Annotated in this window: 27 protein-coding genes and 1 other RNA gene; 19 read left to right on the forward strand and 9 right to left on the reverse strand. The window is 60.1% G+C overall.

Annotation, left to right across the window (positions count from 1 at the left end):
• Positions 1 to 109: 109 nt before the first annotated feature.
• Together CHEJ32_RS0105145 and ssrA are read right to left on the reverse strand one after the other, a co-directional pair.
• Entirely contained in the window at positions 110 to 2,623 is a 2,514-nt protein-coding gene (locus CHEJ32_RS0105145; protein ID WP_084032680.1) for an ATP-binding cassette domain-containing protein, read from the reverse strand.
• Positions 2,624 to 2,703: 80 nt separating this feature from the next.
• Positions 2,704 to 3,068: a transfer-messenger RNA gene (gene ssrA / locus CHEJ32_RS26595) on the reverse strand.
• A gap of 123 nt (positions 3,069 to 3,191) precedes the next feature.
• On the opposite strand from ssrA, the gene CHEJ32_RS0105150 reads away from it, so the two are divergent.
• From CHEJ32_RS0105150 to CHEJ32_RS0105180, 7 genes are all read left to right on the forward strand, one after another.
• Entirely contained in the window at positions 3,192 to 3,503 is a 312-nt protein-coding gene (locus tag CHEJ32_RS0105150) for a DUF2853 family protein (RefSeq protein ID WP_028032902.1), read from the forward strand.
• Between the two features lie 87 nt (positions 3,504 to 3,590).
• Positions 3,591 to 4,385, forward strand: coding sequence for a thymidylate synthase (locus CHEJ32_RS0105155; RefSeq protein WP_028032903.1), 795 nt, complete (start codon positions 3,591 to 3,593; stop codon positions 4,383 to 4,385).
• Positions 4,386 to 4,411: 26 nt separating this feature from the next.
• Positions 4,412 to 4,915 carry a dihydrofolate reductase gene (locus CHEJ32_RS0105160; protein ID WP_028032904.1) on the forward strand — a complete coding sequence of 168 codons (504 nt, stop codon included), beginning with the start codon at positions 4,412 to 4,414 and terminating at the stop codon, positions 4,913 to 4,915.
• Between the two features lie 139 nt (positions 4,916 to 5,054).
• On the forward strand, positions 5,055 to 6,179 hold the full coding sequence (gene hflK / locus CHEJ32_RS0105165) for an FtsH protease activity modulator HflK (protein WP_028032905.1): 1,125 nt from the start codon (positions 5,055 to 5,057) through the stop codon (positions 6,177 to 6,179).
• Positions 6,179 to 7,165, forward strand: coding sequence for a protease modulator HflC (hflC, locus tag CHEJ32_RS0105170; RefSeq protein WP_028032906.1), 987 nt, complete (start codon positions 6,179 to 6,181; stop codon positions 7,163 to 7,165). The genes hflK and hflC overlap by 1 nt, the downstream gene beginning before the upstream one ends.
• A gap of 47 nt (positions 7,166 to 7,212) precedes the next feature.
• Positions 7,213 to 7,398 carry a DUF2065 family protein gene (locus CHEJ32_RS0105175; protein WP_028032907.1) on the forward strand — a complete coding sequence of 62 codons (186 nt, stop codon included), beginning with the start codon at positions 7,213 to 7,215 and terminating at the stop codon, positions 7,396 to 7,398.
• 366 nt (positions 7,399 to 7,764) lie between these two features.
• Entirely contained in the window at positions 7,765 to 9,180 is a 1,416-nt protein-coding gene (locus CHEJ32_RS0105180) for a DegQ family serine endoprotease (RefSeq protein WP_028032908.1), read from the forward strand.
• Positions 9,181 to 9,299: 119 nt separating this feature from the next.
• On the opposite strand, the gene serB is transcribed toward CHEJ32_RS0105180, so the two are convergent.
• A complete protein-coding gene (serB, locus tag CHEJ32_RS0105185) occupies positions 9,300 to 10,187 on the reverse strand; it encodes a phosphoserine phosphatase SerB (RefSeq protein ID WP_028032909.1) in 888 nt (295 codons plus the stop codon).
• Between the two features lie 27 nt (positions 10,188 to 10,214).
• Here serB and miaA point away from each other — a divergent pair, with 27 nt between their 5' ends.
• Together miaA and CHEJ32_RS0105195 are read left to right on the forward strand one after the other, a co-directional pair.
• Positions 10,215 to 11,093 carry a tRNA (adenosine(37)-N6)-dimethylallyltransferase MiaA gene (gene miaA / locus CHEJ32_RS0105190; protein WP_028032910.1) on the forward strand — a complete coding sequence of 293 codons (879 nt, stop codon included), beginning with the start codon at positions 10,215 to 10,217 and terminating at the stop codon, positions 11,091 to 11,093.
• 113 nt (positions 11,094 to 11,206) lie between these two features.
• On the forward strand, positions 11,207 to 11,986 hold the full coding sequence (locus CHEJ32_RS0105195) for a GGDEF domain-containing protein (RefSeq protein WP_028032911.1): 780 nt from the start codon (positions 11,207 to 11,209) through the stop codon (positions 11,984 to 11,986).
• Between the two features lie 76 nt (positions 11,987 to 12,062).
• Here the strand turns inward: CHEJ32_RS0105195 and CHEJ32_RS0105200 are convergent, their stop codons facing one another.
• On the reverse strand, positions 12,063 to 12,917 hold the full coding sequence (locus tag CHEJ32_RS0105200; RefSeq protein ID WP_028032912.1) for a flagellar biosynthetic protein FliO: 855 nt from the start codon (positions 12,915 to 12,917) through the stop codon (positions 12,063 to 12,065).
• 191 nt (positions 12,918 to 13,108) lie between these two features.
• Between CHEJ32_RS0105200 and cckA the strand changes: the two genes are divergently transcribed.
• Positions 13,109 to 15,709 (forward strand): cell cycle histidine kinase CckA, encoded by a 2,601-nt coding sequence (gene cckA / locus CHEJ32_RS0105205; protein WP_028032913.1) that lies wholly within the window; start codon positions 13,109 to 13,111, stop codon positions 15,707 to 15,709.
• A gap of 155 nt (positions 15,710 to 15,864) precedes the next feature.
• Here cckA and pncB read toward each other — a convergent pair whose 3' ends face one another.
• A complete protein-coding gene (gene pncB, locus CHEJ32_RS0105210) occupies positions 15,865 to 17,169 on the reverse strand; it encodes a nicotinate phosphoribosyltransferase (protein ID WP_028032914.1) in 1,305 nt (434 codons plus the stop codon).
• Between the two features lie 275 nt (positions 17,170 to 17,444).
• Here pncB and CHEJ32_RS27655 point away from each other — a divergent pair, with 275 nt between their 5' ends.
• Positions 17,445 to 17,780 carry a hypothetical protein gene (locus CHEJ32_RS27655; protein ID WP_051469461.1) on the forward strand — a complete coding sequence of 112 codons (336 nt, stop codon included), beginning with the start codon at positions 17,445 to 17,447 and terminating at the stop codon, positions 17,778 to 17,780.
• Between the two features lie 16 nt (positions 17,781 to 17,796).
• On the opposite strand, the gene CHEJ32_RS0105220 is transcribed toward CHEJ32_RS27655, so the two are convergent.
• Entirely contained in the window at positions 17,797 to 18,072 is a 276-nt protein-coding gene (locus CHEJ32_RS0105220; RefSeq protein ID WP_028032916.1) for a hypothetical protein, read from the reverse strand.
• Positions 18,073 to 18,330: 258 nt separating this feature from the next.
• Here CHEJ32_RS0105220 and CHEJ32_RS23955 point away from each other — a divergent pair, with 258 nt between their 5' ends.
• Complete coding sequence (locus CHEJ32_RS23955; protein ID WP_156936611.1) at positions 18,331 to 18,594, forward strand: hypothetical protein; 264 nt, start codon at positions 18,331 to 18,333, stop codon at positions 18,592 to 18,594.
• Positions 18,595 to 18,604: 10 nt separating this feature from the next.
• On the opposite strand, the gene CHEJ32_RS0105230 is transcribed toward CHEJ32_RS23955, so the two are convergent.
• Positions 18,605 to 20,137, reverse strand: coding sequence for an acyl-CoA carboxylase subunit beta (locus CHEJ32_RS0105230; protein WP_028032917.1), 1,533 nt, complete (start codon positions 20,135 to 20,137; stop codon positions 18,605 to 18,607).
• A gap of 68 nt (positions 20,138 to 20,205) precedes the next feature.
• Positions 20,206 to 20,646, reverse strand: coding sequence for a lactoylglutathione lyase (gene gloA / locus CHEJ32_RS0105235; RefSeq protein WP_028032918.1), 441 nt, complete (start codon positions 20,644 to 20,646; stop codon positions 20,206 to 20,208).
• A gap of 217 nt (positions 20,647 to 20,863) precedes the next feature.
• Between gloA and CHEJ32_RS0105240 the strand changes: the two genes are divergently transcribed.
• The 7 genes from CHEJ32_RS0105240 to CHEJ32_RS0105270 all read left to right on the forward strand — a co-directional run bounded on the left by CHEJ32_RS0105240 (position 20,864) and on the right by CHEJ32_RS0105270 (position 25,515).
• A complete protein-coding gene (locus tag CHEJ32_RS0105240) occupies positions 20,864 to 21,457 on the forward strand; it encodes a cold-shock protein (RefSeq protein WP_028032919.1) in 594 nt (197 codons plus the stop codon).
• Between the two features lie 38 nt (positions 21,458 to 21,495).
• Entirely contained in the window at positions 21,496 to 21,981 is a 486-nt protein-coding gene (locus tag CHEJ32_RS0105245; protein ID WP_028032920.1) for a DUF192 domain-containing protein, read from the forward strand.
• A gap of 17 nt (positions 21,982 to 21,998) precedes the next feature.
• The gene (locus CHEJ32_RS0105250) at positions 21,999 to 22,766 is read left to right on the forward strand and encodes an alpha/beta fold hydrolase (RefSeq protein WP_028032921.1); all 768 of its coding nucleotides are present in this window, start codon (positions 21,999 to 22,001) and stop codon (positions 22,764 to 22,766) included.
• Positions 22,767 to 22,862: 96 nt separating this feature from the next.
• On the forward strand, positions 22,863 to 23,663 hold the full coding sequence (locus CHEJ32_RS0105255; protein WP_051469463.1) for an aspartyl/asparaginyl beta-hydroxylase domain-containing protein: 801 nt from the start codon (positions 22,863 to 22,865) through the stop codon (positions 23,661 to 23,663).
• 135 nt (positions 23,664 to 23,798) lie between these two features.
• Positions 23,799 to 24,617, forward strand: a complete 819-nt coding sequence (gene cysE / locus CHEJ32_RS0105260) for a serine O-acetyltransferase (protein WP_028032923.1) — start codon at positions 23,799 to 23,801, stop codon at positions 24,615 to 24,617.
• A gap of 89 nt (positions 24,618 to 24,706) precedes the next feature.
• Entirely contained in the window at positions 24,707 to 24,916 is a 210-nt protein-coding gene (locus CHEJ32_RS0105265) for a DUF3126 family protein (RefSeq protein WP_028032924.1), read from the forward strand.
• A 53-nt stretch (positions 24,917 to 24,969) separates the two neighbouring features.
• Positions 24,970 to 25,515 (forward strand): gamma carbonic anhydrase family protein, encoded by a 546-nt coding sequence (locus tag CHEJ32_RS0105270; protein ID WP_028032925.1) that lies wholly within the window; start codon positions 24,970 to 24,972, stop codon positions 25,513 to 25,515.
• A 173-nt stretch (positions 25,516 to 25,688) separates the two neighbouring features.
• Here the strand turns inward: CHEJ32_RS0105270 and CHEJ32_RS0105275 are convergent, their stop codons facing one another.
• Entirely contained in the window at positions 25,689 to 26,303 is a 615-nt protein-coding gene (locus CHEJ32_RS0105275; protein ID WP_028032926.1) for a transglutaminase-like cysteine peptidase, read from the reverse strand.
• Positions 26,304 to 26,448 lie beyond the last annotated feature (145 nt).

Raw genomic sequence — 26,448 nt, forward strand, 5'->3', positions numbered from 1 at the left:
TCAGGCCGAAAGTTCCGCCTCTGAAGATGACCGGGCCATCGGCGGGAAGGATGGTGCGGAGAGTTGGAAGGGAGAGGCTGGTTTGCCGCTCCATCTCCAATTCCCCAAACTATTCCGCCATTCCCTCTTCATATTCAGCCGAAAGCTCCAGCCACTTTTCTTCCTGGCGCGCGATCGACTGCGCCAGGTCCGCTCGTTCCTTGGCCAGTGTCGTCGCCTTGCCGGGCTCGCGTTCGTAAAGCTTCGGATCCGCCATCTGCGCCTCGATCGCTTCGAGCCGCTTGCGCATGCGTTCGATCAGGCCCTCCGTAGCCTTGATCTCCTTGGCGAGCGGCTCCAGTGCTGCTCGACGCTTGGCGGCCTCCCTGCGGCGATCCGCCTTCGACGCCTTGTCTGCCTCGCGCTTCTCGCGTGAACGGCTCGTCCCCCCTGTCATCAGGGCGCGATAATCCTCCATATCGCCGTCGAAAGGCTGCACCGTGCCGTTGTTGACCAGCCAGAGACGATCGGCGCAAGCCTCGATCAGGTGACGGTCATGGCTGATGAGGATGACCGCACCTTCATAGGTGTTCAGCGCATCGACCAAGGCCTCGCGGCTATCGATATCGAGATGGTTCGTCGGCTCGTCCAGAATGAAGAGATTTGGCGCATCGAAGGATGCCAAGCCCATCAGGAGGCGCGCCTTCTCGCCACCCGAAAGCTCTTTGGCGGGCGTATCCATCTTTTCCGTCGAAAGGCCGAACTGGGCGACCCGCGCGCGCACCTTCGATTCCGGTGCTTCCGGCATCAGTCGGCGCACATGCTGATGCGCATTTTCTTCGGGCCGGAGGTCGTCAAGCTGGTGCTGGGCGAAAATGGAAACCTTAAGCCCCGGCGCGAGCGTCATGCGACCGGCCTCAAGATCGAGCCTGCCGGCGATCAGCTTGGCAAAAGTGGATTTGCCGTTTCCGTTTGAGCCAAGCAAGGCAATGCGGTCGTCATTGTCGATCCGCAGGTTCAGGTGCTTCAGCACCGGCTTCCCCGGCTGATACCCCACTGCACCGCCTTCTATGGCCACGATGGGCGAAGCGACGGCTTTGGCAGGGTTGGGAAAGCGGAAGGGCATCACGCTTTCCTGCATCACCGTCGCGATGGGCTGAAGCCGCGCGATGGCCTTCAGGCGCGACTGTGCCTGGCGGGCCTTGGACGCCTTGTAGCGAAAGCGCTCGACAAAGGCTTCCATGTGCTTCTTCTGCGCTTCCTGCTTTACCCGCAGTTTCTCTTGCAACTCGGCTTTTTCGGCGTATTGCCGGGCAAACTGGTCGTAGCCGCCGCGCCAGAAAGTGAGCTTCCTGTTTTCCAGGTGCACGATATTGTTGACCGCCCGGTTCAGGAGGTCACGATCATGGCTGATGAGCAGCACCGTGTAAGGGTAGCGGGCCAGATAGCTTTCGAGCCAGAGCGTACCTTCGAGGTCCAGATAGTTGGTCGGCTCGTCCAGCAGCAGCAGGTCGGGTTCTGCGAAGAGAACGGCCGCAAGCGCGACGCGCATGCGCCAGCCGCCCGAAAAGGACGAAGCCGGGCGCTTTTGCGCCTCCTGGTCGAAGCCGAGGCCTGACAGGATGGCGGCTGCCCGCGCTTCCGCCGAATGGGCGTCGATATCGGCAAGGCGGGTCTGGATCTCCGCAATGCGATGTGGATCCTCGGCGGTCTCCGCTTCGCGCATCAGCCGGTCCCGTTCGGTATCGGCCTTGAGCACAATTTCGATGAGGGACTCCTCCGTTCCCGGAGCCTCTTGCGCCACCTGGCCGATGCGCGTGCCCTTGGGAAAGCTGATCGAGCCCGTTTCCGGGGAGAGTTCGCCGGTGATGGCGCGGAAAAGCGTGGTCTTGCCAGCGCCGTTGCGGCCGACGAGACCTGCCTTGGTGCCGGCGGGCAGCGTGAGGGAGGCGTGCTCGATGAGGAGCCGTCCGGCGACGCGCAGTGAGAGATCGTTGATCGTAAGCATGGTTGCGCGGTTTTGGCGGAGACCGCCGGCGCTTGCAAGACCGGAACGAGATTTCGGAGCCCGAATTTCGGACCGCTCATTCTTGCTGATGCGGCTCAGGATGAACGCGCGGCGGCCCTCCACGGAAAGTCGCGGGACCGTGACCAGCTTGTAATCGAGTTCCAGATAGGTCGCGCGAATGGCCTCAAATGTCCGCTCGGCTTCCTCAAGCGACTGTTTTCGTTCGGAGTCCGTCGAGAAGATCTCCGGCCAGGGAGGCATGATGAAGACGCACTCGTTATACCGGAGGCTCTGGGCGGCCGTCAGCATGTGCCTCGGTACAGGAAGGCCTGTGAGACGCAGATAACCGATTGTGTCGGGGATGCCGCGGTCGAAGAAGGTGAGCATTGACGGAGCTGCCGCATGGTAGGAGCGCAGGTCCCAGTTGAGCATCAGCTCGGCAAAGAGCACTGGATCCTGATCGGGCAGGCCGGTGCCGCCGATCATACGCTGTATCCTGATGATGGAGCGGCCGGCTTCGGGGGCGATTGCCAAACCAATGTTCTCGAGGCTTTCAAGCAAGGTTGTCTTGCCTGCGCCCGGGCCTCCGGTAACGACGAAAAAATTGCTGCGTTGCTGCAGCCCTGCAGACGACATGAAAAGCTCCCATGGGAAATGGCGCGCGGAGAAGTGTCGCGCGGAAGACGATTGGTCAGGGAAAATGGAAGGGGAGGAGAAGTGGAGGCTTCTGTTGCCAGGTGCCTCCGGACCCCGCTCAGACCTGCGACGGCCTGAGACTTGAATTGAAGCTATCGCGCTGCATTAAGCAGCGAGACGTGCTTCCGCATAGTTGTCGTTGGCAACTATAAGTTCGGTCCGATAACGGTGGTACCATGCCGAGCGAAAGTCCGATCTTTACACCCTCGTCGATCCTATTTCGCCCCCATCAGAAGCCGCCCTTCATCTGGGCCGGCGGTTTCTGGTGGAGGCGCCGGGTACCGCCCCCGGGTCCGAATGGCTTATTCCATCGGCCGTTTATCGCCATAGTCGGCACGAGGCCGACAGCGACAATATAGGGGCGGAAGTCGTTTGATGAAAGAGGGGACAGTGCAACTGCCATGGCATTTTTCGTTGACTTGCCGCGGGCTTGCATCGAAGGTCAGCCGCGGGAAGCGTCCGGGGGTTGGGCGCTGACAGGGACGGCAGAGGAGAGGAAGGATTAAGCATGTCCAATTATCTGGCAGACGTACAGAAATATGATGCCACGGCCGATGCGGCGGCGGTGGACAAGATCGTGAAGCATCTCGGCATCGCCTTGCGCAGCCGCGACGCCTCGCTGGTTTCCTGTTCCGATCCGGAAGAGCTGGCCCGTGTGCGGGAAAAATGGTGCATCAAGAAGCTCGGCGAGACGGATGAGGCGCGCTGCGATTCGGTGATCGAGAAGGTCTGCGAGACCATGTCCGCCGACAACACCAAGAGCCGTGTTACCTTCTATTACCTGGTTGCGAAGCAACTCGGCAAAATCGCCGAGCTTTGAGGTGATGCGCCTGCCGGCGGGCATTCTTCTGCCTGCCGGTTCGGCTTATGCTAGACCGCTGATGAGGTCTGATTCGGTTTTTTCCCAATGCGCCAATATCTCGATCTGCTAGCCCATGTTCTTGAGAACGGCGTCGACCGTGAAGACCGGACCGGTACCGGCACGCGGGGCGTGTTTGGCTATCAGATGCGCTTCGACCTTTCCGACGGTTTCCCGGTACTGACCACCAAGAAGTTGCATCTCAAATCCATCATCCATGAGCTGCTGTGGTTCCTGAAGGGGGATACCAATATCCGCTACCTTCGGGAGAACGGCGTCACGATCTGGGATGAGTGGGCGGACGAGAATGGCGACCTCGGCCCGGTCTATGGCGCGCAGTGGCGTTCCTGGCCGGCGCCGGATGGACGGCATATCGATCAGATCGCGAATCTTCTCAGAAGCTTGAAGCAAAATCCTTATTCAAGACGTCACATTGTAACGGCCTGGAACCCTGCGGAGGTGGACCAGATGGCGTTGCCGCCGTGCCACTGCCTGTTTCAGTTCCATGTGGCGGAGGGGCGGCTCTCTTGCCAGCTTTATCAGCGGTCGGCCGACATCTTCCTCGGCGTTCCCTTCAACATCGCCTCCTACGCGCTGCTTACCATGATGATTGCCCAGGTGACGGGGCTGCAAGCGGGCGAGTTCGTGCATACGCTGGGTGACGCGCATCTGTACCGGAATCATTTCGACCAGGCAAAGGAACAGCTGACCCGCAGCCCCAAGCCGCTGCCCAGAATGTGGATCAATCCGGAAGTGGATGACCTCTTCGCCTTCCGCTATGAGGATTTCCAGCTGGAAGGCTATGTGGCGGACCCGACGATCCGCGCACCGATCGCGGTTTAAGTCCGCAAGTTTTCATAGGAGCTTGAATGAAGCTTGCCTTCGTGGTGGCCATTGCAAGGAATGGCGTGATCGGCCGCGATGGCGGCCTGCCCTGGCGGCTTTCCACAGACCTTAAGCGCTTCAAGGCTGTGACCATGGGCAAACCCGTGATTATGGGCCGCAAGACCTGGGAAAGCATCGGCAAGCCGCTGCCAGGCCGTCTCAATATCGTGGTAAGCCGCAATCCCGCTTTCGCCGCGGAAGGAGCATTGACGGCCCGCTCCTTTGACGAAGCTCTTGAAAAGGCGAGGGCGGAAAGCGAGGCCGAGGAAATCTGCGTGATCGGCGGCGGTGAAATCTATCGCCAGGCGCTTTCGCGAGCGGATCTGCTCTATGTCACGCATGTCGATGCGGAGATCGAGGGCGACGCCTTTTTTCCGAAGATCGATCCGAAAGTCTGGCATCCGGTGCACAGTGAAGCCGTGCCTGCCGGCGAAAAGGATATTTACCCCACGCGCTACGTGATTTACGAGCGGCGAGAGGCGGTCTGAACGGTTTTTTAGGAGGCGCAGGGCAGGTGCGACGGCAGAACGCTAAGCGCCTGCGTTGAAAGGATGCTTTCCGACACCTATAACAGGCCGAACGGCAATGTCGCGGCTTCAGGGCCGAGGCGCAGGAAAAGGAACAATAATGCCCTGGAACAATCAAGGTGGCGGTGGCCCTTGGGGCGGAGGAAACGGGGGGGGACCTTGGGACCAGGGTCCACGTGGACCGACCGGACCGCAATCCTCGCCCCCCGATCTGGAAGAGATCATCCGGCGCGGTCAGGATCGGTTGCGTAGCGCGCTTCCAGGCGGCGGCGGAAGCCCGGCCATGGTCTTGCTCATCGTGCTGGTGCTCGTAGGCCTATGGCTCTTCAAGTCCATTTATACCGTTCAGCCTGACGAAATTGCCGTGGAGCTGCGTTTCGGGAAGCCGAAGGAAGAACTTTCGGAGCCGGGACTGCACTTCCATTGGTGGCCGATCGAAACGGTCGACACAGTCTCCATAGCCGAGCGGCTTGTCGATATCGGCGAAATCCGAAGTGGTGCTTCATCCGGCCTGATGCTTTCTGGCGATCAGAACATCGTCGATGTGAAGTTTTCTGTCGCCTATCAGGTGGCCGATCCCTCGGCTTATCTCTTTAATGTCGATGATCCGGATGGAATGGTGCGCCAGGTGGCCGAGAGTGCGATGCGCGAGGTTGTAGGCCGCCGCCCTGCCCAGGACATTTTCCGCGACGATCGTCAGGGCATTGCGCTGGATGTGCAGAGCATCATCCAGCAGACGCTCGATGATTATGGCGCAGGAATCCGAATCAACGCGCTTTCCATCGAAGACGCCGCACCTCCACGCGAGGTCGCCGATGCGTTCGATGAAGTGCAGCGGGCAGAGCAGGACGAGGACCGGTTCGTCGAGGAATCAAATCAGTACGCGAACCAGCAGCTTGGCCAGTCAAGGGGCGAAGCGGCGCAGATCCGCGAGGAAGCTGCCGCTTACAAGAATCGCGTGGTTTTGGAGGCGGAAGGTGAGGCGCAACGCTTCCTCTCCGTCTATGCGGAATATGCCAAGGCGCCCGACGTGACCCGGAAGCGCCTCTATCTGGAGACGATGGAGAACGTGCTCCGCGGCTCCAACAAGGTACTCGTAGAGCCGGGAACAGGACAGAACGTGTTGCCGTATTTACCCTTGCCTGAACTCAGGCGAACAACGCCGCCGGCCACGGCGCAAAATACGAACCAGGTTGGCGTTCAGGCGCAAGGGGGGAACAACTGATGCAGAATCGTCTTCCCTTCATCGTTGTCCTTGCCGCCATCGTCTTGTTCCTGCTCTATTCGTCCGTGTTTGTGGTGAATGAGCGCCAACAGGCGATCGTGCTTCGCTTCGGCGAAATCGTGCGGGTCGAGCGCCAGCCGGGGCTCTATTTCAAGCTGCCCTTCGCCTTTGCCGGCGCCGATAACGTGCAGATCATCGAAGATCGGATCCTGCGGTTCGATCTGGATGACATCCGCGTGCAGGTATCCGGCGGCAAGTTTTACGAAGTGGACGCCTTCGTCGCCTATTCGATCAATGATCCCATGCGTTTCCGGCAGGCGGTCTCCGGCAGCATTCAGCTTGCCGAGCAGCGGTTGCGTACGCGTCTCGATGCGGCGCTGCGCCGCGTCTACGGTCTTCGCGGCTTTGAAGCTGCACTTTCCGAGGAGCGCGGCTCGATGATGCGGGAGGTAGCCGAGCAACTGCGCCCGGATGCGGCATCGCTTGGCATCGAGATCAGGGATGTCCGTATCCGCCGCACCGATCTGACGGCGGAGGTATCGCAGCAAACCTACGACCGCATGAAGGCGGAACGCCTGGCGGAAGCAGAGCGTCTGCGTGCCCGTGGGCGCGAGGCGGCCGCCCGCATCCGCGCCCGTGCCGACCGTGAGGTGGTTGAGATCCTTGCGGCTGCACAGCGCGAAGCGGAGATCCTGCGAGGTGAGGGCGAGGCCGAGCGCAACGCCATTTTTGCCGAAGCGTTCCAGCAAGACCCGGCGTTCTTCGAGTTCTACCGCTCCATGGCGGCCTATCGGGAAGCGCTTTCTCCCTCTGGCACGACCATGCTCCTTTCGCCGGAATCGGAGTTCTTCCGCTTCTTCAGCTCTCCCGACGGGAGAGCCGGTGGCGGGACCAACGGCGACTCTGGGGGGCCCCTGACCGGTTCGGTACCGCCTGCACAAGGCGAGGCGGCACCGCGCCAAAGCGCGCCTGTCCCTCCTCAATAGGCAGAGCCTCCGCTTGAGGAAGGGGCACATTTTCAAGGAGTGGCGCGGTGAGTGATTTTCTTGCCGCGCTGGGGCTTGTCCTTGTCTTCGAGGGGCTTCTCTATGGGGCACTTCCGCGGCTTGCCAAGCGCATGGCCGCGGATGTGGTCCATATGCCGGAAGGGATGATGCGCGCAGTGGGGCTGGCCGTCATGGCGGCCGGCGTCTTCGTCGTCTGGCTGGTACGCGGCTGACTTCTGCGCTGGCGCGAAGCGCTCTCGAAGCTATATAACTGGTCGCAAGCGTGCCGCATTCGCGCTCGAATATGCCTGCGTCTGGCCATCGGAGACTTGCCCATGCCTCGTGAACTGCCTCGCGCCGCCTGCCGAATCCTAATGGCCGCGTTGCCGGCCGCCATGGTGGCAATGCCTGCGGCCGGATGGGCGCAGCCTGATAGTGCGGGTGCGCAACTGGCGCAGCAGCAACAAGCCCCGGTTCAGCAGCAGCCAGGAGCGAGGCCTGATCAACCACCTTCCCAGCCTGGGGGCGAGACAAATCAGGCGCCGGCCCCCGGAGCGGAAACGGAACTTCTACCGGCACCGGATACCGGAACGCAGGGAATGCGTGCGCCGCAGACCGGAATCCGGCCCCAGCACGGGCCTGATTCCGTCGCGGATCTCGCCGAAAACCTGCTGAAGGCGGTCGTCAACATCTCCACTTCTCAGAATGGCGGTTCGAGGGGCGAGCGGGTGCCGATGCCGCGTCTTCCCGAAGGCTCTCCTTTCGAGGAATATTTCGGTGATTTCTTCGGAAACGAAGAACGCCAGCCGCGCGCTCCCGGACCCGGCTCCTCCCTGGGTTCCGGTTTCGTAATCGACGGCAAGGAAGGCATTATCGTCACCAACAATCACGTGATCGTGGATGCCGACGAGATCACCGTAAACTTTTCGGACGGCTCGGCGCGCAAGGCCGAACTCGTAGGTGTCGATACGAAAACCGACCTTGCCGTCTTGAAGGTGGATCCCGAAGGCGAGACGCTAACAGAGGTTCATTTCGGCGATTCCGACGGGATGAGGATCGGCGATTGGGTGATGGCGATCGGAAACCCGTTCGGCTTCGGCGGCTCCGTTACAGTCGGTATCGTCTCGGCGCGCAACCGACAGATCGGTTCGGGGCCCTATGACGATTATATTCAGACCGATGCCGCGATAAATCGCGGCAATTCCGGCGGTCCGCTGTTCAACATGGCGGGGGAGGTGATCGGAATCAATACTGCCATCATCTCTCCGTCAGGCGGGTCCATCGGTATTGGCTTTGCCATTCCCTCCAATCTCGCGCTCAATGTCGTCGGCCAGCTTCGCGAATATGGCGAGACGCGCCGCGGGTGGCTTGGCGTTCGCATCCAGCCCGTCACCGAGGAAATCGCCGAAAGCCTCGGTTTGGAAAAGGCTGCTGGCGTTCTGGTGAGCGGAATTGAGAAGGACGGGCCTGCCGACAATGGCCAGCTTCAGGCGGGCGATATCATTGTCGGGCTCGATGACAGCACCATCACCGACGATCGGCAGTTGCGGCGACTGGTGGCAGAAGCCGGCGTGGGGAAGGCGGTGCGGCTCGAGATTCTGCGCAAGGGGAAGCGGGAAACAGTGACCGTGACGCTCGGGCGCCTAGAGGAAGAGGAGAACAAATCCGCGTCGAAGACCCAAGAAAAAGACACCGAGCAACAGACGCCGCTGGCAACCGCCACTTTGCTCGGCATGACCATTAGAGAACTGGATGAGGAGGGGCGCGGTCAGTTCAACCTGCCGGATGATCTGGCAGGTGTCCTCGTCACTGAGGTGGAGCCCAATTCACCTGCGGCCGAACAAGGCGTCCAGCCTGGCGACGTGATCGTGGAAATTGCGCTTCAGTCCGTTTCCTCGGCTCAGGACGTGCTCGACCAGGTTGAAGAACTCAAACAGCAGGGGCGCAAGAACGCGCTTCTGATGCTGTCTTCGAAATCCGGCGAACTTCGGTTCGTCACGCTGCGAATGAGCTGAAGGGCAGGGCCGTAGGGAAAAACGGTAGGGCAGTAGGTCGGTCCAGCGAAGGAGCACCGGCGCCCCGTGGTTTGTCGTTCTACATCACCGACAATACAAAAGCTGATCTGCGCTACTGTCTAGACTGCAAACTCCTCCCGCTTGTATCCCTGCAGATAAAGCAGCGCGGTCAGATCGCCATGATCGATGCGGATGCGTGCTTCGGCAGCGACGGAAGGTTTGGCATGAATCGCCACCCCGGCGCCCGCAAGTCGGAGCATATCGAGGTCGTTCGCGCCGTCGCCGACGGCCATCACCTCGCCCAGGTCGAGATCGAGGCGGGCAGCGATCTCCATAAGCGCATCCGCCTTCGCCTGACGACCAAGAATTGGCTCCACAACCTTGCCCGTGAGCTTTCCGTGCGCTTCGATGAGTCGGTTCGCCCGATGCTCGTGGAAACCGAGCTGGGCGGCTATTCGTCCGGTAAAGATGTCGAAACCACCGGAAACCAACGCTGTGTAGGCTCCCGCTTTGCGCATGGTGGCGATCAGTTCGCGGCCGCCCGAAGCGAGCGTGATGCGGCCCGTTATGACGCGCTCTATCACTGCAAGCTCAAGCCCTTCAAGCAGCGCCACGCGCTCCCGAAGCGCCGGTTCGAACGCGATCTCTCCATTCATTGCGCGCGCCGTGATCGCCGCGACATGGGCCTTGATGCCGATCTCATCCGCCAGTTCGTCAATGCATTCCTGGTCGATCATGGTGGAATCCATGTCGGCAATAAGCATTCTCTTGCGGCGGCCTTCCGAGGCCTGTACCGCGATATCCACAGGACTGCCGGCCAGCACCTCGCGCAGGGCTTCTTCCGCTTCCCCCTGCTTTGCACCTGCCGGCAAGATCAGATCGCAGGCGACGGATTCGGCCAGCCACATCATCTCGCTTGCGCCGACCGTGCGGCTCGCCATATTCGCGAGGGATCGGCTCACCGCGGGAGCGTGCGGATTCGAGATGAGTGTTGCGATGATGGCCATGCGAAAATCCGCTACAAGTGGAAAACCATGCTGAAGGAAGCCATCCTGATAGCCGGGCCGACGGCCAGCGGCAAGTCGGCCTTGGCGCTCCGCATGGCTGCAGATCATGACGCCATCATCGTCAACACGGATTCCATGCAGGTCTATTCGGTGCTGCGGGTGCTGACGGCACGGCCAGGCCCGGATGAACTTGCCAAGGCACCGCATCGGCTTTACGGCCATGTCCCTCCGAACGAGCCTTATTCCACCGGCAACTGGGTGCGCGATGTGGAAGAACTGATCGAAGCGGAGGGGTTGCGTGGCAAGCGCGTCATCTTCGTCGGCGGCACAGGGTTATATTTCCGTGCGCTGACGCAGGGGCTTGCGCCAATACCGGACGTCCACGAGGAGGTTCGCACCTATTGGCGGAGCAGGCTGGCTGACGAAGGGGAGGAGGCGCTGCATCGGCTGCTTGCTGAGGTGGATCCCGTTTCCGCCAGTCGCATCCGACCGTCTGATGGACAGCGGATCCTGCGCGCCTTGGAGGTTCATGAAACCTCGGGCAAGCCCATCAGCTATTGGCAGGCGCAGTCTTCGCTTCCCCTGGTGGATCTCCCATCGGCCCGGAAAATCGTGCTTATGCCGGAACGGGCGGCGCTTGCGGGCCGGATCGAACGCCGCTTCGATCAGATGATGCAGAGTGGGGCTATCGAAGAGGTGGAGGAGCTGCTCGCATTTGATCTGCCTCCCTCAATGCCGGCAATGAAAGCAATCGGCGTACGCGAAATCGCGACGGCTATGGCGGGGGAAATCAGCCTGGAGGAAGCGGCTTCTCGCGCCAAGGCAGCAACCAGGCAATATGCCAAGCGGCAAATGACCTGGTTTCGCCACCAACTAGGCGAAGATTGGGAGCGCATGGCCGTGTGACGGCCACCGAGCGCTAGCCGGTGGAAGGAACCGACCTGGCGCTTCAGTTTCCAACCAACTTCATGTAAGCGTGTCTGCGGGAACAACTTGCAGATGTATGTGCGTGGGTGGGCATGCGTTTCCATAAGGCGGAATCCGCATTTTTTATCCTGATCGCGCTGATCATGGGGGCTGGTGTCACGCTTGTGGCGGCCTACAGCCTTATGAGCGCGAACAGCCATATTCAGCATTCAGGAGAGCTTGAAGATTTCCGTTTGCTGTTGATGATAACCGGTATTTTTCTCGCCATCGCGATAATTTCGGGGCTTTTCTTTATCTATCCTCTCATCCGGACACAGGTCATGGAGGAAGGAAAGCTGCGCGCGATGACAGAAACGCTCAGCGCTCGTTCCGAATCCCTCGAATATGCAGCTTTCACCGATAGTCTGACCGGGGCCCACAACCGCCGCTATTTCGATGATGCGCTGGCTGAATATCTGCGGGAGTTCGGGCGTATCCGGAAGCCCGTCGGGCTCATGGTTCTCGATCTGGATCATTTCAAACAGATCAACGATGCCCATGGCCACGATACCGGGGACGAGGTGTTGCGCCAAGTGGCACGCAGTCTGCGGGAACTGACGCGACCTCACGACGTGGTGGCGCGCCTCGGTGGCGAGGAATTTGCGGTCCTTGTCCCCAATATGGACGAGCAGGGGCTGAACAGGCTCGGCGAACGCGCTCGCCGAGCCATCTCCAGCCTGGCGCTCGATGTCGGCAATGTCAGGCTTAGAATCTCTGCCAGTGTGGGAATTGCCGTGTGGAACGGCGATGAGAGCGCGGAAAGCTTCTATCGCCGCGCCGATCGGATGCTTTATCAAGCCAAGCGTGAGGGACGGAACCGGGTCTGTGCTTGAAGGGGGCCACAAGCAGCCCCAACCTTTGCATTCCCGCTAGCGCAAGCGCTGCTCCGCCGAGGAACCGGGCTACCATTCAGCGGCGGCTCTTCTCGTCTTCCACGAGATCGTCGAGCAGGCGGCTCATTTCTTCCTCGATCGAGGGCTCATGGCGTGCGGGCGGCGGTTCGGCGGCCGTTGGCTGGGGGCGAGGCGCCTCAGCTGCTGGCCTGATCTCCTCGAGGAATGCCGCGTCGATCTCATTTTCGCGCGTGACTTCGCGATGCCCCACTTCTTGCCATTCCCCGGCTGGTGCGGATGGTGGCGTGCGGAACTGCTCCTGGCGCATTGCTGGCGCCTGCGCTACCGGGCGTGCGCGCTGCTCACTCGGGGGAGGAGGTGCAACCGGCGCTTCGCGGCGCTGCTGATATTCGGGAGCGGCGACACGGTCAGGACGTGCAGGAACGGTCTCGGGTCGAGGTGTTGTCGTTCGAACGGGGGCCGGTTGTGCCCTCGGCGTTGCGGCTTCTACAGGACGCTGCGCGGATGGGGCGACCGGCGCAGGTGAAGGAGCAGGCGCAGGTGAGGGGGCGGTGGTAGGCGCCGAGACCGGCTGCGGCTCGCGCCGGGGGGCGGCGGCGGTGGTGGTGTTGGAGAACGGCCGGATATTCTGCTCGACCACGATATCGGTGGGCCCGCCGATCAGGATCAGGTGCTCGATCTCGTCACGCCGGACCAGGACCAGGCGACGCCTTTCATCGACTGCGGTGGCATCGATGACAGCAAGCCGCGGCACACGGTGGCGGCCGCCAAGAACGAAGGTTCCCGATCCGCGATTGCGGATGGCGCGGACGACGAAGAGCACGATGACCAGGAGAACAAGGGCGGCAAGAACCCAGAGAACCGCGGAGAGAAATCCTCCATTCATCAAACCGCCAACCGACTCGCTCATCCAAATTCTCCAGGTACGTTGATCTTCAAGGATTTATAACTAGGCGCTGAAGTGGGAGGCGGCAACCCGAAATTGCCCATTCCATGGGGGAATGACGAGCCAAGCGTTTCGGCGAGCTTGCGCCGGCGCGCGGCCCTGATATATGCGGAAGAATGGATGGGGGCCGCGTGGAACCCGGCGCGAGGGAAGGGATGGCCAAACAGAATGGCACAGAAACAGAGTCGGCACCCATCATCGACCAGGGGTTAAGGCCGGGCATCCTGACGCGGCTGATCATATTCATTATCGTTCTGATCGGCTCGGCTCTGGTTATCGGGCTTTTCCAGGAACACCTGGGCGACAGTGTTCTGCTGGGCATTCTCGGCGTCCTCGCCATGATCGGCGTTGGCTATCTCTTTGCCAGCGCCATTGGCCTCATTCAGATCGCGCGGCGATCGTCGGGCGACGAGCTTTCGCGCTCTTACATCGATTCCATGTCCGAAGGACTGCTGGTCGCCGACGCCAAAGGGCGCATCCTCTATGCGAACCGCTCCTATGCGGAATTGACGGGAGCCGGTTCGGCCTCCGATGTTAAGACGGTCGAGGCACTTTTATCGGACAATCCCGAGGCTGCTCCCACAGTGGAACGTCTGGTAGCAGGCCTGCGAGATGGGCGAGCTGGAGATGGGGAATTCAGGCTTTCCCGGCCGATCCGCCCGGGCGCCGATCTGGGAGCGCGCTGGTACCGCCTGTGGGCACGCGTTTTCAAGGTGCCCGGCCACCGTATGCCGCTTTCGGCATGGCTGATAACGGATATTTCCGAGGAACGCGCTGAACAGGAGCGCTTCTTCCTGGACCTTCAGAAGGCGATCGATCATCTCGACCAAGCGCCTGCGGGGTTCTTCGCCGCCGACGCGGACGGACGCATCACATATCTCAATGCCACCCTGGCGGAGTGGCTCGGAATAGATCTTGCCAATTTCATTCCGGGTCAGATTGCGCTCCGCGAGCTCGTGGCGGGAGATGGCATGGCGCTCATCCAGGCCGTTAAGGCTGAGCATGGCCAGTCTCGCAGTGCCGTCATCGATCTCGATCTTGCAACCACACGCGGCGAAGTTCTGCCCGTGAGATTCCTGCACAGGGTTGCCGCTTCCCGGGAAAGCGCGCCAGGCCCGACACGCACAATTGTCCTCAACCGCACCCTTGGCGAAGATTCTTCGGCCGATTTGCGTGCTTCGGAGGTGCGCTTCACCCGCTTCTTCAATTCAACGCCCATGGCTATCGCCAGCGTTGATCAGGAGGGGCGGATACTGCGGACAAACGCACCGTTCCTTTCCCTGTTCTCCAGTGTGGTCGATCGCGACGCGGTGGACCGTCGCATCCGGCTGGATATGGCAATGCACCAACGGGATCGGGAGGCTTTCGCGCTGGCGCTTGAGAAGGCGAAACAGCGCCAGGCCGACATCACGCCCATCGACACGGTTTTGCCGGACAATGAGGAGCGGCATCTGCGGTTTTATGTGAATGCCGTCGCAGATCCCGGCAGCGAGGCAGCCGAGGAGGCCGCTATCGTCTATGCGGTGGAGACGACCGAGCAGAAGGCGCTTGAGGCGCAAATGGCTCAAAGCCAGAAGATGCAGGCGGTGGGCCAGCTCGCAGGGGGGATTGCGCACGACTTCAACAACGTGCTGACGGCGATCATCATGGCGTCGGATCTGCTTTTGACGAATCACCGGCCGTCCGACCCGTCCTTCCCGGACATCATGAATATCAAGCAGAACGCCAACCGCGCGGCATCGCTGGTGCGCCAGCTTCTGGCCTTCTCGCGGCGCCAGACGCTGAGGCCCGAGGTCCTGAACCTTACCGATGTGCTTGCCGATATTCGCATGCTTCTGTCGCGTTTGGTGGGCAACGACATCACGCTGGCGGTGGAGCACGGGCATGATCTTTGGCCCGTGAAGGCCGATATAGGCCAGTTCGAGCAGGTGATCGTGAACTTGGCGGTGAACGCTCGCGATGCAATGCCCGAAGGCGGCCAGCTCACCATTCGCACCAAGAACGTTTCGGCTGAGGAATGCGCGCGCTATCCCTACCGGGAACTGCAGCCGGCGGATTATGTGATAGTCGAGGTTGAGGATACGGGCACCGGCATTCCGCCCGAGGTGCAGAAAAAGATCTTTGAGCCGTTTTTCACCACGAAAGAGGTTGGAAAGGGCACTGGCCTGGGGCTCTCCATGGTCTATGGCATAGTCAAGCAGACCGGGGGCTTCATCTACTGCGATTCGGAGGTCGGGAAGGGAACGACGTTCCGCATTTTCTTGCCGCGCCACATACCCGCCTTGGCCGAGGTCGCACAGGAAAAGGCTGCCGCGGCGGCCGCATCGAACGGTGTCGCCGAATCGCCTCAGAAGCCCAAGGAGGCAAACCGGGACCTCTCCGGTTCCGCACGCGTGCTGCTGGTCGAGGACGAAGACGCCGTCAGGATGGGCAGCGTGCGCGCTTTGACCTCGCGGGGCTATGAAGTGCATGAGGCAAGCTCCGGCACCGAAGCGCTGGAGATCTTCAACGCGCTCGAGGGCAAGGTCGATATCGTCGTTTCCGATGTCGTCATGCCGGAAATGGATGGGCCGACCTTGCTCTGCGAACTGCGTAAGGTTCAGCCGGGGATAAAGTTCATTTTCGTCTCGGGCTATGCCGAGGATGCTTTTGCCAAAAACCTGCCAGAGGATGCCATTTTCGGTTTCTTGCCGAAACCGTTCTCGCTCAAGCAGTTGGCAACGACTGTGAAGGAAATGCTGGAACAGCAGGGGTAAGCCATAGCGCTCGAGCCAGCATGTTGCTCTCGCCGCGTTGCGCAATGCTGCGGCACGGGAATGTATCATCCAGGCCTGAACGGCGATCAGGTGCGCCGCGCACAGACCCTGCACAGAAAGGGCTTTCGAAGGCGTATGCCTTCGGCTGAACAATCCTACACTTCCACGGGCTGTCGCACGCGATTGCGGCTGCCGAAAACGTCTAGATAGCGCTGGATCTCGTCCGGTTCGCCGGTGGCCTTCTCGGGATTGTCCGCCAACTTTACGGCCGGGCGCCCATTCGCCTCGCTTACCTTGCAGACAAGCGAAATGGCCTTCAAACTGTCGATCTTGTCGGGCGCGCAGCCCTCGAAGTCATTCGTGAGATTGGTTCCCCAACCGAAGGCCATACGCACTCGCCCTTCGAAGTGACGATACACGCGCTCGATCGTGTCCACATCCAGTGCATCGGAAAAGATCAGCAGCTTCTCGCGGGGATCGCGGCCGTGCTCTCTCCACCAGGAGATGATGCGTTCGCCCCCCTCGATCGGGGGCGCGCTGTCGGGGCGGAAACCTGTCCAGTCTGCGACCCAGTCGGGGGCGTTGTCGAGAAAGGCTTCAGTACCGAACGTGTCCGGCAAGACGATCAACAGATTGCCGCCATAATAGCTCTGCCAATCCTTGAGCACCTGATAAGGCGCGGCTTTCAACGCGTTTTCAGTTTCGGTCAGGGCGGCAAGCACCATGGGTAGCTCATGGGCGTTGGTTCCAAGCGCCTCCAAGTCGAGATCCATGGCGAGCAGGACATTGGAGGTGCCGGTGAAGGATTCGCCTATTCCTTCCTTCAAAGCCTCCACGCACCAGCGCTGCCAGAGGAAAGAATGGCGACGACGCGTGCCAAAGTCGGAGATGCGAATGTCCGGGTACTTTCTTAGGCGCTCAACCTTTTCCCACACCTTCGCCTTTGCCCGGGCATAGAGCACGTCTAGCGCGAAAGGACCGAGCGAGCGCATTGCAGCGCGAGACCGCAATTCATTGATGATGGCAAGCGCTGGAATTTCCCACATGGTTGTTTCCATCCAGCGGCCGTGAAAATGGAGCTCGAACTGACCATCACGCCGGCTTAGTTCGTATTCCGGTAGCTGGAAGCCGGCGAGCCAATCGAGGAATTCGGGGCTGAAGATCTGCTTGCGGCCGTAGAAGGTGTTGCCGGCGAGCCAGATCATCTCCTTTTTGGAGAATCTGATCGTGCGGGCGTGGTCGAGCTGTGCACGCAGTTCTCCTTCGTCGATCTCGTCGGCAAGGCGCACCTGCCGGGTGCGATTCTTAAGGGTGAAAGTGGCGTTCACGTCCGGGTAGAGGCCCCAGATCATCTGCAGCATCAGAAGCTTATAGAAATCCGTGTCGAGCAGGCTACGGGAGATCGGATCAAGCTTCCAGGTATGGTTGTAGACCCGGCGTGCAATATCGGTAACGGTCATGGCGCCCTTCGCGCTTGCAAATCGTCGAGCGGCAGGGTCGGCAACCTCCCTCCGCCCATGCACACTCGTGCGCAACCCACACCGCTACGCGGCAAAAGTCAATCTGGCGCTTGGGTGTTCGTAGCGGGAACAATCACTGCTGGTTGGCGTTCCATGCCGGCATAGGGTTGCCCGCATTGGTCGTTAAAACACCGCGTTGGTCGTTAAAGCATTGCAACGAGACTGGTGACCATACTGGGCGAAATTCAACCGGGGGGTGATCTTGAGGACCAGTCATGGACGGCTTGCACTCAATCCTCCCAAAGAGCGGCGTCGCCGCCGGCCTTCTGTTTTGCCTTTCGATATTGCCTTCGAGCGTCATTGCGCATGAAGCCAAATCCGGATGGACTTATCCATATGCCTGTTGCTCAAACAATGATTGCCGCGAAGTCCCGGCCAGCGTCGTATCCGAGCGGCCGGAAGGATACGTGATCAAGCTCACCGGCGAAGTCGTGGCCTACACCGACAGACGCGTACGGCAATCGCCCGATGGCGTCTACCATTGGTGCTCGGTGGCCGGCGCAGATACAACCCGCACCATCTGCCTCTTCGTCCCACCGAAGTCATTCTAGACCCGTTGGCTGTTAGTCAGGCTCCCTCGTGTGGGTCCTCGGATCCGTTGGAGGAGCCATCGCGTGGCCTCTTGGCGATTCGGGACGGTTTGTCGATGACGCCGAAATCCTGGGATTTCGCTCCCGTCGCAATCCGGAGGAAACCACCCGAAGCCAAGCCGCGCCGGAGCAGTTCCCGCACAGCGGCCGCCCGGCTCGGCATCCGGTTCTCAAAACGAAAATCCTCAAGCGCCTTAAGCTCTTCGGCGCTCAGCATGATCTGCAAACGTTCTGGTCGCTCAAGCGCGGCCACTTAGATACTCCTCAATCCATACAGCCGGGCAATTAGATTCAGGATTCGCTGCCATTTTCAAGGAGATGGTTCAGGCGGGCGAGTAGTCAAGATCTAAGAATGAGTAAGTGCAGCGATGTCTGCCGTAACTGTATGTGTTGTAATGAGTGGATTATACTAACTTATTGATTTGAAAGGAAAAAATGATTGCAAGCCCCCATGGAGCTGTTATTCTCGTTCGAGTGGCTCTTTGGCCGCTGTAATTGCCAGGAGGTGCTCGTGTCCCGATTTTCCACCGAGTTGCGGCAGGAGCTGCAGGCGACGGTTCGTCGGGCGTTGGAGCGCGATGGTTTGCTTAACGTGCCCGCAGTTGCTTGGGAGGTGAAGTCGCGTTTTCCGGCCGAGCGAGCAACCCTTGGCGAGTTAGAGGCTGAAGTCATGGCCATGGGCATGGTCATGAATGCGGCAATGCTCTTTCATCGGCCAGAAGTAATGCCAGCATGCCAGCTGCGCTGCGGGGCCGACGGGACGACCCTCCACTAGAATCGGCGCCTTAAAGCGGGATATTGTCGTGCTTCTTCCAGGGATTTTGCAAATCCTTGTGGCGTAGCATGCGTAACGAACGGGCCACGCGGCGCCGCGTCGAGTGTGGCATGATCACCTCGTCTACATAGCCCCGTTCAGCTGCGACGAAGGGAGAGAGAAAGCGCTCTTCATAGCGTCGGGTATGCTCGGCGATCTTTTCGGTATCCGCGATGTCCTTGCGGAAAATAATCTCGACAGCGCCCTTGGCACCCATCACGGCGATTTGCGCCGTCGGCCAGGCATAGTTGATGTCGCCTCGCAGATGTTTTGAGGCCATCACGTCATAGGCGCCGCCGAATGCCTTGCGCGTGATGACGGTAATCTTCGGCACGGTGGCCTCAGCATAGGCGAACAAAAGCTTGGCACCATGCTTGATGAGCCCGCCATATTCCTGCGCAGTACCCGGCAGAAAGCCGGGAACGTCGACAAAGGTGACCAGGGGGATGTTGAAGCAATCGCAGAAGCGCACGAAACGGGCCGCCTTGCGCGAGGCATCCGAATCGAGAACGCCAGCGAGAACCATGGGTTGATTGGCGACGAATCCGACGGTGCGCCCTTCAATGCGGCCGAAGCCTGTGACGATATTCTTGGCGAATCCCTCCTGGATCTCGAAGAAATCGCCTTCATCGGCGGTCTTCAGGATCAACTCCCTGATATCGTAGGGTTTGTTCGCGTTCGCCGGAACAAGCCGGTCAAGGGAGTAATCGGGTTCACCGGCGCTCTGATAGCAATCGATCTCAGGAATTTCCGCCGTGTTGGAAGAGGGCAGGAAATCGATCAGTCGACGCATCTGAAGTAGCGCCTCTACGTCGTTGTCGTAGGCTCCATCGGCGATCGAGGATTTCGTGGTATGGATATGGGCCCCGCCCAATTGCTCAGCGGTCACGTTCTCGTTCGTGACGGTCTTCACCACGTCCGGTCCGGTGACGAACATGTAGGACGTGTCGCGAACCATGAAGATGAAATCGGTCATCGCCGGCGAATAGACGTCGCCACCCGCGCACGGGCCCATGATCACCGAGATCTGCGGGATCACGCCGGATGCCAGGACATTGCGCTGGAATATCTCGGCATAACCGCCGAGTGCGGCGACGCCCTCCTGGATGCGGGCGCCGCCTGCATCGTAGAATCCGATGATCGGCGCCCGGTTCTTCAGAGCCATGTCCTGAATCTTCATCACCTTTTCGGCGTGCGCCTCTGAAAGAGAACCGCCGAAGACGGTGAAGTCCTTGGCGAAGACGAAGACCGTACGGCCATTGACGGTTCCCCAGCCGGTGACGACGCCATCCCCAGCTATCCTCGTCTTCTCCATGCCGAAATCGGTAGAGCGATGTTCGACGAACATGTCGAACTCCTCAAAGGAACCTTCATCGAGAAAGATCTCCAAGCGTTCCCGGGCGGTGAGCTTTCCCTTGGCGTGCTGATGCTCGATTCGGCCTTTGCCGCCGCCCGCGCGCGCGACCGCGCGCCGCCTTTCGAGCTCCTCGAGGATTTCCTTCATGCGCTCCTCCCAGGGCAGAGGAGGCAGCGGGGCCGTAACTCCGCTGCCTCTGCTATTTCGCAATTATCCTACCACGTACCCGTGTTCGGCATCGACGCCCACGGTTCGGCTTTGGGCTTGGATTCGCCCTTTTGCAGGATTTCGATCGAGATGCCGTCGGGCGAGCGGACAAAGGCCATTCTGCCGTCGCGCGGAGGGCGATTGATCGCGATGCCCGCATCCATCATGCGCTGGCAGAATGCGTAGATGTCGTCCACCTCATAGGCCAGATGGCCGAAATTCCGGCCACCATGGTAGTCTTCCGGGTCCCAGTTGTAGGTGAGTTCCACGAGCGGAGCCTGGTGACGTTCAGCTGCTTCGATATCCTCCGGCGCTGCCAAAAAGACGAGGGTATATCGTCCTGCTTCGTTTTCGGACCGGCGCACTTCTTTGAGCCCGAGCTTATTGCAATAGAAGTCCAGCGATTGGTCGAGATCGCGGACGCGAACCATCGTGTGCAGGTAACGCATTGGCTTTCCTTTCTTCTGTGCTGCGGAGAGGATAGGGCGTGGCCGGCTCTACGGGCAATGGGGGAGACTCGGTAATCTTTTATGGTGGTATTACACCGGAACCCAGTATTTCGGGGTGCTGTTGAAAATCCCGAGCGGGCCTTGCTAAGCCCGGAATGGAGGATGCTATCTTGATGAGGACAGAATCAATCCACCGGACTTGGGAAGGCAAGACGAAATGGAGGATAAATCCTCGACCGATCGAGGGCTTGCAGAGAACGAAGCCCGGGGGGCGGGCAACAGTGAAGATGTGTCCGAAGCAATCGAGGTTGCGGGCGCAATAAAGTGGTTCGATGTCGCCAAGGGATTTGGCTTCATCCTCCCAGATACGGCCGAACTCGGCGATGTTCTCCTGCATGTGTCCTGCCTGCGGCGTGACGGTTTCCAGACTGCATTGAGCGGAGCCCGTATCGTCTGCCTGGCTAAGCGGGGTGACAAAGGCCTGCAGGCCTTCAAGGTTGTGTCCATGGATATATCCACCGCCGTGCATCCGGCGGAGGACCAGGCACCGCGCACGCGCGTCACCGTTACGCCGGAGAGCGGGCTCGAACGGGCCCTGGTGAAATGGTTCAACCGGACGAAAGGGTTCGGGTTCCTTACCCGCGGAGAGGGAACGGAAGATATCTTCGTCCATATGGAGACGCTGCGTCGGTATGGCGTGACGGAGTTGAGGCCGGGGCAGGTTGTCCTGGTGCGCTTCGGGCGGGGAGACAAGGGCCTTATGGCTGCCGAAATCCATCCGGATATAGGTACTCTGCCAGTCTCGCACTGATTTCACAGGGGCAGGCAGACCGCCTGAAGGAAAACCTGATGCGTCTCCTTTTGCTCATCCTGCTCCTCGTTCCATTAGCCTTGAGTACCAGCGCCCCCGCACGCGCGGAACAGCCGATGCTGCTGCAAGTTCATCCCGACCGCCTCGTGGCTGAAACCGCCACCGGCAAGAAGAGCTTTTCCATAGAAGTGGCGGATGACAATTACGAACGTCAGCGCGGGCTGATGTTCCGCGAGACAATGGATGACGATCGCGGCATGCTCTTCGTCTTTCCCGTAAGCCAGCAACTCGGCTTTTGGATGCAGAACACGCCCATGCCGCTCGATCTCCTCTTTATCGGAGAGGATGGCAAGGTGCGGGCCATCGAACAGGGCGTGCCATTTTCGACCGACAGCATTTCCCCTTCGGTCGACGCGCAATTCGTGCTTGAACTCAAAGCCGGCACCGCTGAAAAGTCGGGCATCGCGGTCGGCGACGTTCTCCGTCACCCGATCATAGACGCGGTGGCCGGACGGGGCTCGTAGCAAGGCGTTTCACGTAGATGCGGTTTTTCAATCATGACGGTTTCGAACTTGCCTTTATTGATGAAGGCGAGGGTGATCCGATCCTTCTCATCCATGGGTTTGCTTCGACGCATTTCGTCAACTGGGTGGCTCCGGGCTGGGTGAAGACGCTCAGAGATGCCGGATATCGCGTAATCGCGCTCGATAATCGCGGTCACGGCCGCTCGACCAAGAGCCACGATCCCCAGGATTACACGCCGGAGAAGATGGCCGGCGATGCCGCCGTCCTGCTCGAGCATCTAGGCATCGGGCGGGCACATGTAATGGGGTATTCCATGGGTGCCCGCATTGCCGCCTTCCTGGCGCTCGCGCATCCTGAGCAGGTGGCAACGCTTGTCCTAGGAGGGCTCGGCAGCGGTATGGTCGAAGGCGTCGGCGAATGGGACATCATCGCGGATGCACTTCTGGCGGGAGACCCGGAGGGTATCACGCATCCGCGCGGCAAGATGTTCCGCAATTTTGCGGATCAGACGAAAAGCGACCGGCTTGCGCTGGCGGCCTGCATCTCCACGTCCCGCGCGCTGCTCACTCCGCGCGACATGGCGAAGATCCGTCAGCCCGGGCTGGTGGCGGTGGGCACAAGGGATGACATCGCGGGGAGACCGGAGCCTCTCGCGGCCATGATGCCGCAAGGCGAAGCCTTCTCGATCGAGGGGCGCGACCACATGCTCTCCGTCGGCGACAAGACATTCAAGAAGCGTGCACTCGAGTTCCTTGCGGACCATCCGTTGGAGGGCACACGGTAGCTGTCCACAGGCCACCGTTAGGGCGAACTTGACAATGCGCCCGGTTGTCGAAGCATAGGCGGGCGTCGCGCTGAACTCGTCGCGTCGGGAGAGGTCATGAGCCAGAAAGCTGCAGGAACGCATATCGTTCAGCAAAAACGCACCCAAGGCGTGGACGATCTGATGGCCCGCCCGGGGCTCGGTTATCGGATCGGGCAAGCGATCGTCGATTGGGCGGAGCGGCTCAACCTCAGATATGCCACAGTTGGCAGTCCGCCGGTGCATGACAACGCAACCTTTCCCTGGGCGGCTGACGTCGAGCGCGAATGGATGCTTATCCGGGCGGAGCTCGATCGGGTTCTTGCCCGCAAGGACGAACTGCCGGGCTTCCATGAGATCGTTTCGGAAGTGCGTTCCATTTCCACCGACCGCGACTGGAAATCCTTTGTCTTCTGCGGGTATGGTTCCGTGTCGGAAGAGGCCGTGAGAACCTGTCCGGAGACTTGGCGCATCCTGCAGAAGATCCCCGGCTTGAAGGCGGCGATGTTCTCCATTTTCGAGCCCGGCAAGCATTTGAAGCCGCACCGCGGCCCGTATAATGGCGTGCTGAGGCTGCATCTGGGCCTCAAGGTGCCGGCTGAACGCGATAAGGTCGCGATCCGCGTGGCAGACCAGGTCTGCCATTGGGAAGAAGGTAAGGTTCTGATTTTCGACGATGCCTTCGAACACGAGGCGTGGAACCATTCCGGTGAAACCCGGGTCGTCCTTTTCGTCGATTTCGTGAAGCCAACGCGCTTTCCGGCCAGCGTCGTAAACTGGCTTCTCCTCAACCTCGCCCCGTTCACGCCTTTCGTCCGCGAGGGTTACAAGGCGCAGAAACGGTGGGAAAAGCTGTTCTTTGCTGGAGGCGGAAGCTGAGAAAACATTCTCATCCGAACCGCAGCTAAGCGCGTTCAACTCCACTTGAAGCACAAATACAGGATTTTGCGATTTAACATCGCTGTGTAGTACCCTAGATATGGGCAACGCACCCTGCCGGAGACGGAGTTGGTTATGACGGCTAGACAAGCGGTCCGCTCGAAAGCGCCGCAGCAGATCGATCCGATTTGGTCCGAGATTCGTGCCGAGGCTCAAGCGGCCGTCGAGAATGATCCCCTGCTTGCCGCGTTTCTTTACTCGACAATCCTCAATCAGCAGACATTGGAAGAAGCCGCGATCCATCGCATCTCGCAGCGGCTGGACCATGCCGATATCGGCGCCGACCTTCTGCAGCAGACCTTTCTCGCCATGTGGGAGGATCAGCCGGAGTGGAGCGACATCCTGCGTGTCGACATCCAGGCCTACTATGATCGAGACCCGGCCTGCGATCGCTTCCTTATGCCGATCCTTTATTTCAAGGGTTTTCACGCCATCCAGACGCACCGGCTCGCCCACTGGCTCTGGAAGAAGGGCCGCAGGGATTTCGCGCTCTACCTGCAGAGCCGCTCCTCGGCGGTGTTCCAGACGGATATAAATCCCGCAGCCCAGATCGGGCGCGGCATTTTCCTCGATCACGCGACCGGGCTCGTTGTCGGCGAAACGGCCGTGATTGAGGACGATGTCTCTCTCCTGCAGGACGTGACGCTGGGCGGTACGGGCAAGGAGGGCGGCGACCGGCATCCGAAGATCCGGCGCGGTGTGCTGATCGGGGCCGGCGCAAAGATCCTCGGCAATATCGAGATCGGCCATTGCGCGAAAGTGGCGGCGGGTTCCGTGGTGGTAAAGTCGGTTCCGCCGAAAAAGACAGTCGCAGGAGTTCCTGCCCGGGTCATTGGAGAAACCGGCTGTAACGAACCCTCGCGGGCCATGGATCAGCTCCTGCGCGAGGAATAGCAGCTTTCTCGGTATAGCCCGGGAGAGGGGTTTACAGCGGCGTTGTGCCCGTGTCAGAAGCGGGCAACATCCCAGAACGGAGAAGTTTATTGAAGCCGGAAGAGATCAGGAAGCTCGACGCCTATTTCAAGCGCACCTTCCAAAACCCGTCCTTGCAGGTGAAAGCACGTCCGCGCAAGGAGGATTCATGCGAACTCTATCTCGGCGACGAGTTCCTCGGCATCATCTTCAAAGATGAGGAAGAGGGAGAGTTGTCCTACAATTTCTCGATGGCTATTCTGGACGTCGACCTCGACTAATCTTGGAGATTGAGCGCCATTGGCGCGGTTGCACGAGGTGCGGGAGGAAGCCGGTGCCGATCTATTCGCTTGATGGACATGTTCCCCAATTTGCGGACCACAGGACGGGCTGGATCGCGCCTGATGCTTCCCTGATCGGCAATCTCATCATTGGTCGCAATGTCGGGATCTGGTTTGGAGCGGTCTTGCGTGGGGACAATGAACCCATCGAGATCGGTGATGACACGAATGTGCAGGAGCACACGGTCATGCACACCGATATGGATTTCCCGCTGACCATCGGGCGTGGCTGTACCATCGGGCATCGGGCGACACTGCACGGTTGCACCATCGGCGACCATACGCTCATCGGCATGGGGGCGACGGTGCTTAACGGGGCACGGATCGGCAGTGAATGCCTTGTCGGGGCCGGCGCCCTCGTCACCGAAGGCAAGGTATTTCCGGATCGCTGCCTCATCGTGGGCGCGCCTGCAAAAGCGGTCCGCGAACTTGATGAGAAGACGGTGGCCCGGTTGCATGCGTCAGCCGCGCATTATGTCGAGAACGCCATGCGTTTTCGACACGGCCTCGAGCCTGCACCGCCTCTCGGCGCCCTCTAAAGATACCCTCTAAAACTTCACACGAAGCGGCAGCCGTTCGGCTGCCGCTTCGTCTGTTCGGGCCCTTTGCCGTCCTGCCAAAAAAGCGGAGCCGGCCCCAGGGGAGGGGGCCGGCTCCTAACCCGGTCGATGGGGACGGGGAGGTGGGGACTCGACCGGGTTTCCCGGAAACTTCAGCGATTGGGGGAGATGCTGCCCACCGCGGTTGCGCGGCCATCCGAGATCGATACCCAGCGAGAGGCATCGCGCGCCGACTGGCGCTTCAGGAACTGGTATTCGGTCTCAGACCAGGACAGGATGCGCGGCTCCATATTGTCGAGAATGAAGTCGCCCATGCTGGTGTTGACCGTAAGGACGGCGTGGCCATCGCCATTGGGCTGACGAACGACGGTGATGAGCAGATTTGCCGCCGGCACTCCGGCCTTCATCAATAGCCGGCGCTTCTCGAGCACGTAATCCTCGCAGTCGCCGTAGATGTCGGGATAAGACCAGAATTCTTCGACACCCCAGATCTCAGCATCGGTGCTGGGCATCACCGAGGTGTTCACGGTGTCGTTCACCTCGACCAGCAGCGCCCAAAGATCGCGGGTCAGTTCCACCGGCCCTGTGCTGGCGCTCTTGAGGTTGCACTCCGCCGGCTCACGGCGACAGAATTCGAAATGTCCGATGGGCTGGGAGGTAGCCCCCCCCGTGGGCATGAAGTCTGCGGCCGAATGAGCTTCTGCCGTTAATGATGCAAGCAAAATCGCAAGCGCCGCGAAAAGCGGCATTCCCTTCTTCAATTGCATTCTTCGTCTCCCCGTCATTGGGAGACACAATGGCAGGCTCGAATTGATGTCGCGCAAAAAGAAGCAGTAGAAATAAGACTAATGTTTAAACTACTTTGAAACGTCTATGTATAAATAAGTTAACGTCAGAGATAGGGATGATTAA

It is taken from the genome of Chelativorans sp. J32 (assembly GCF_000518985.1).
Lineage (GTDB): Bacteria > Pseudomonadota > Alphaproteobacteria > Rhizobiales > Rhizobiaceae > Chelativorans.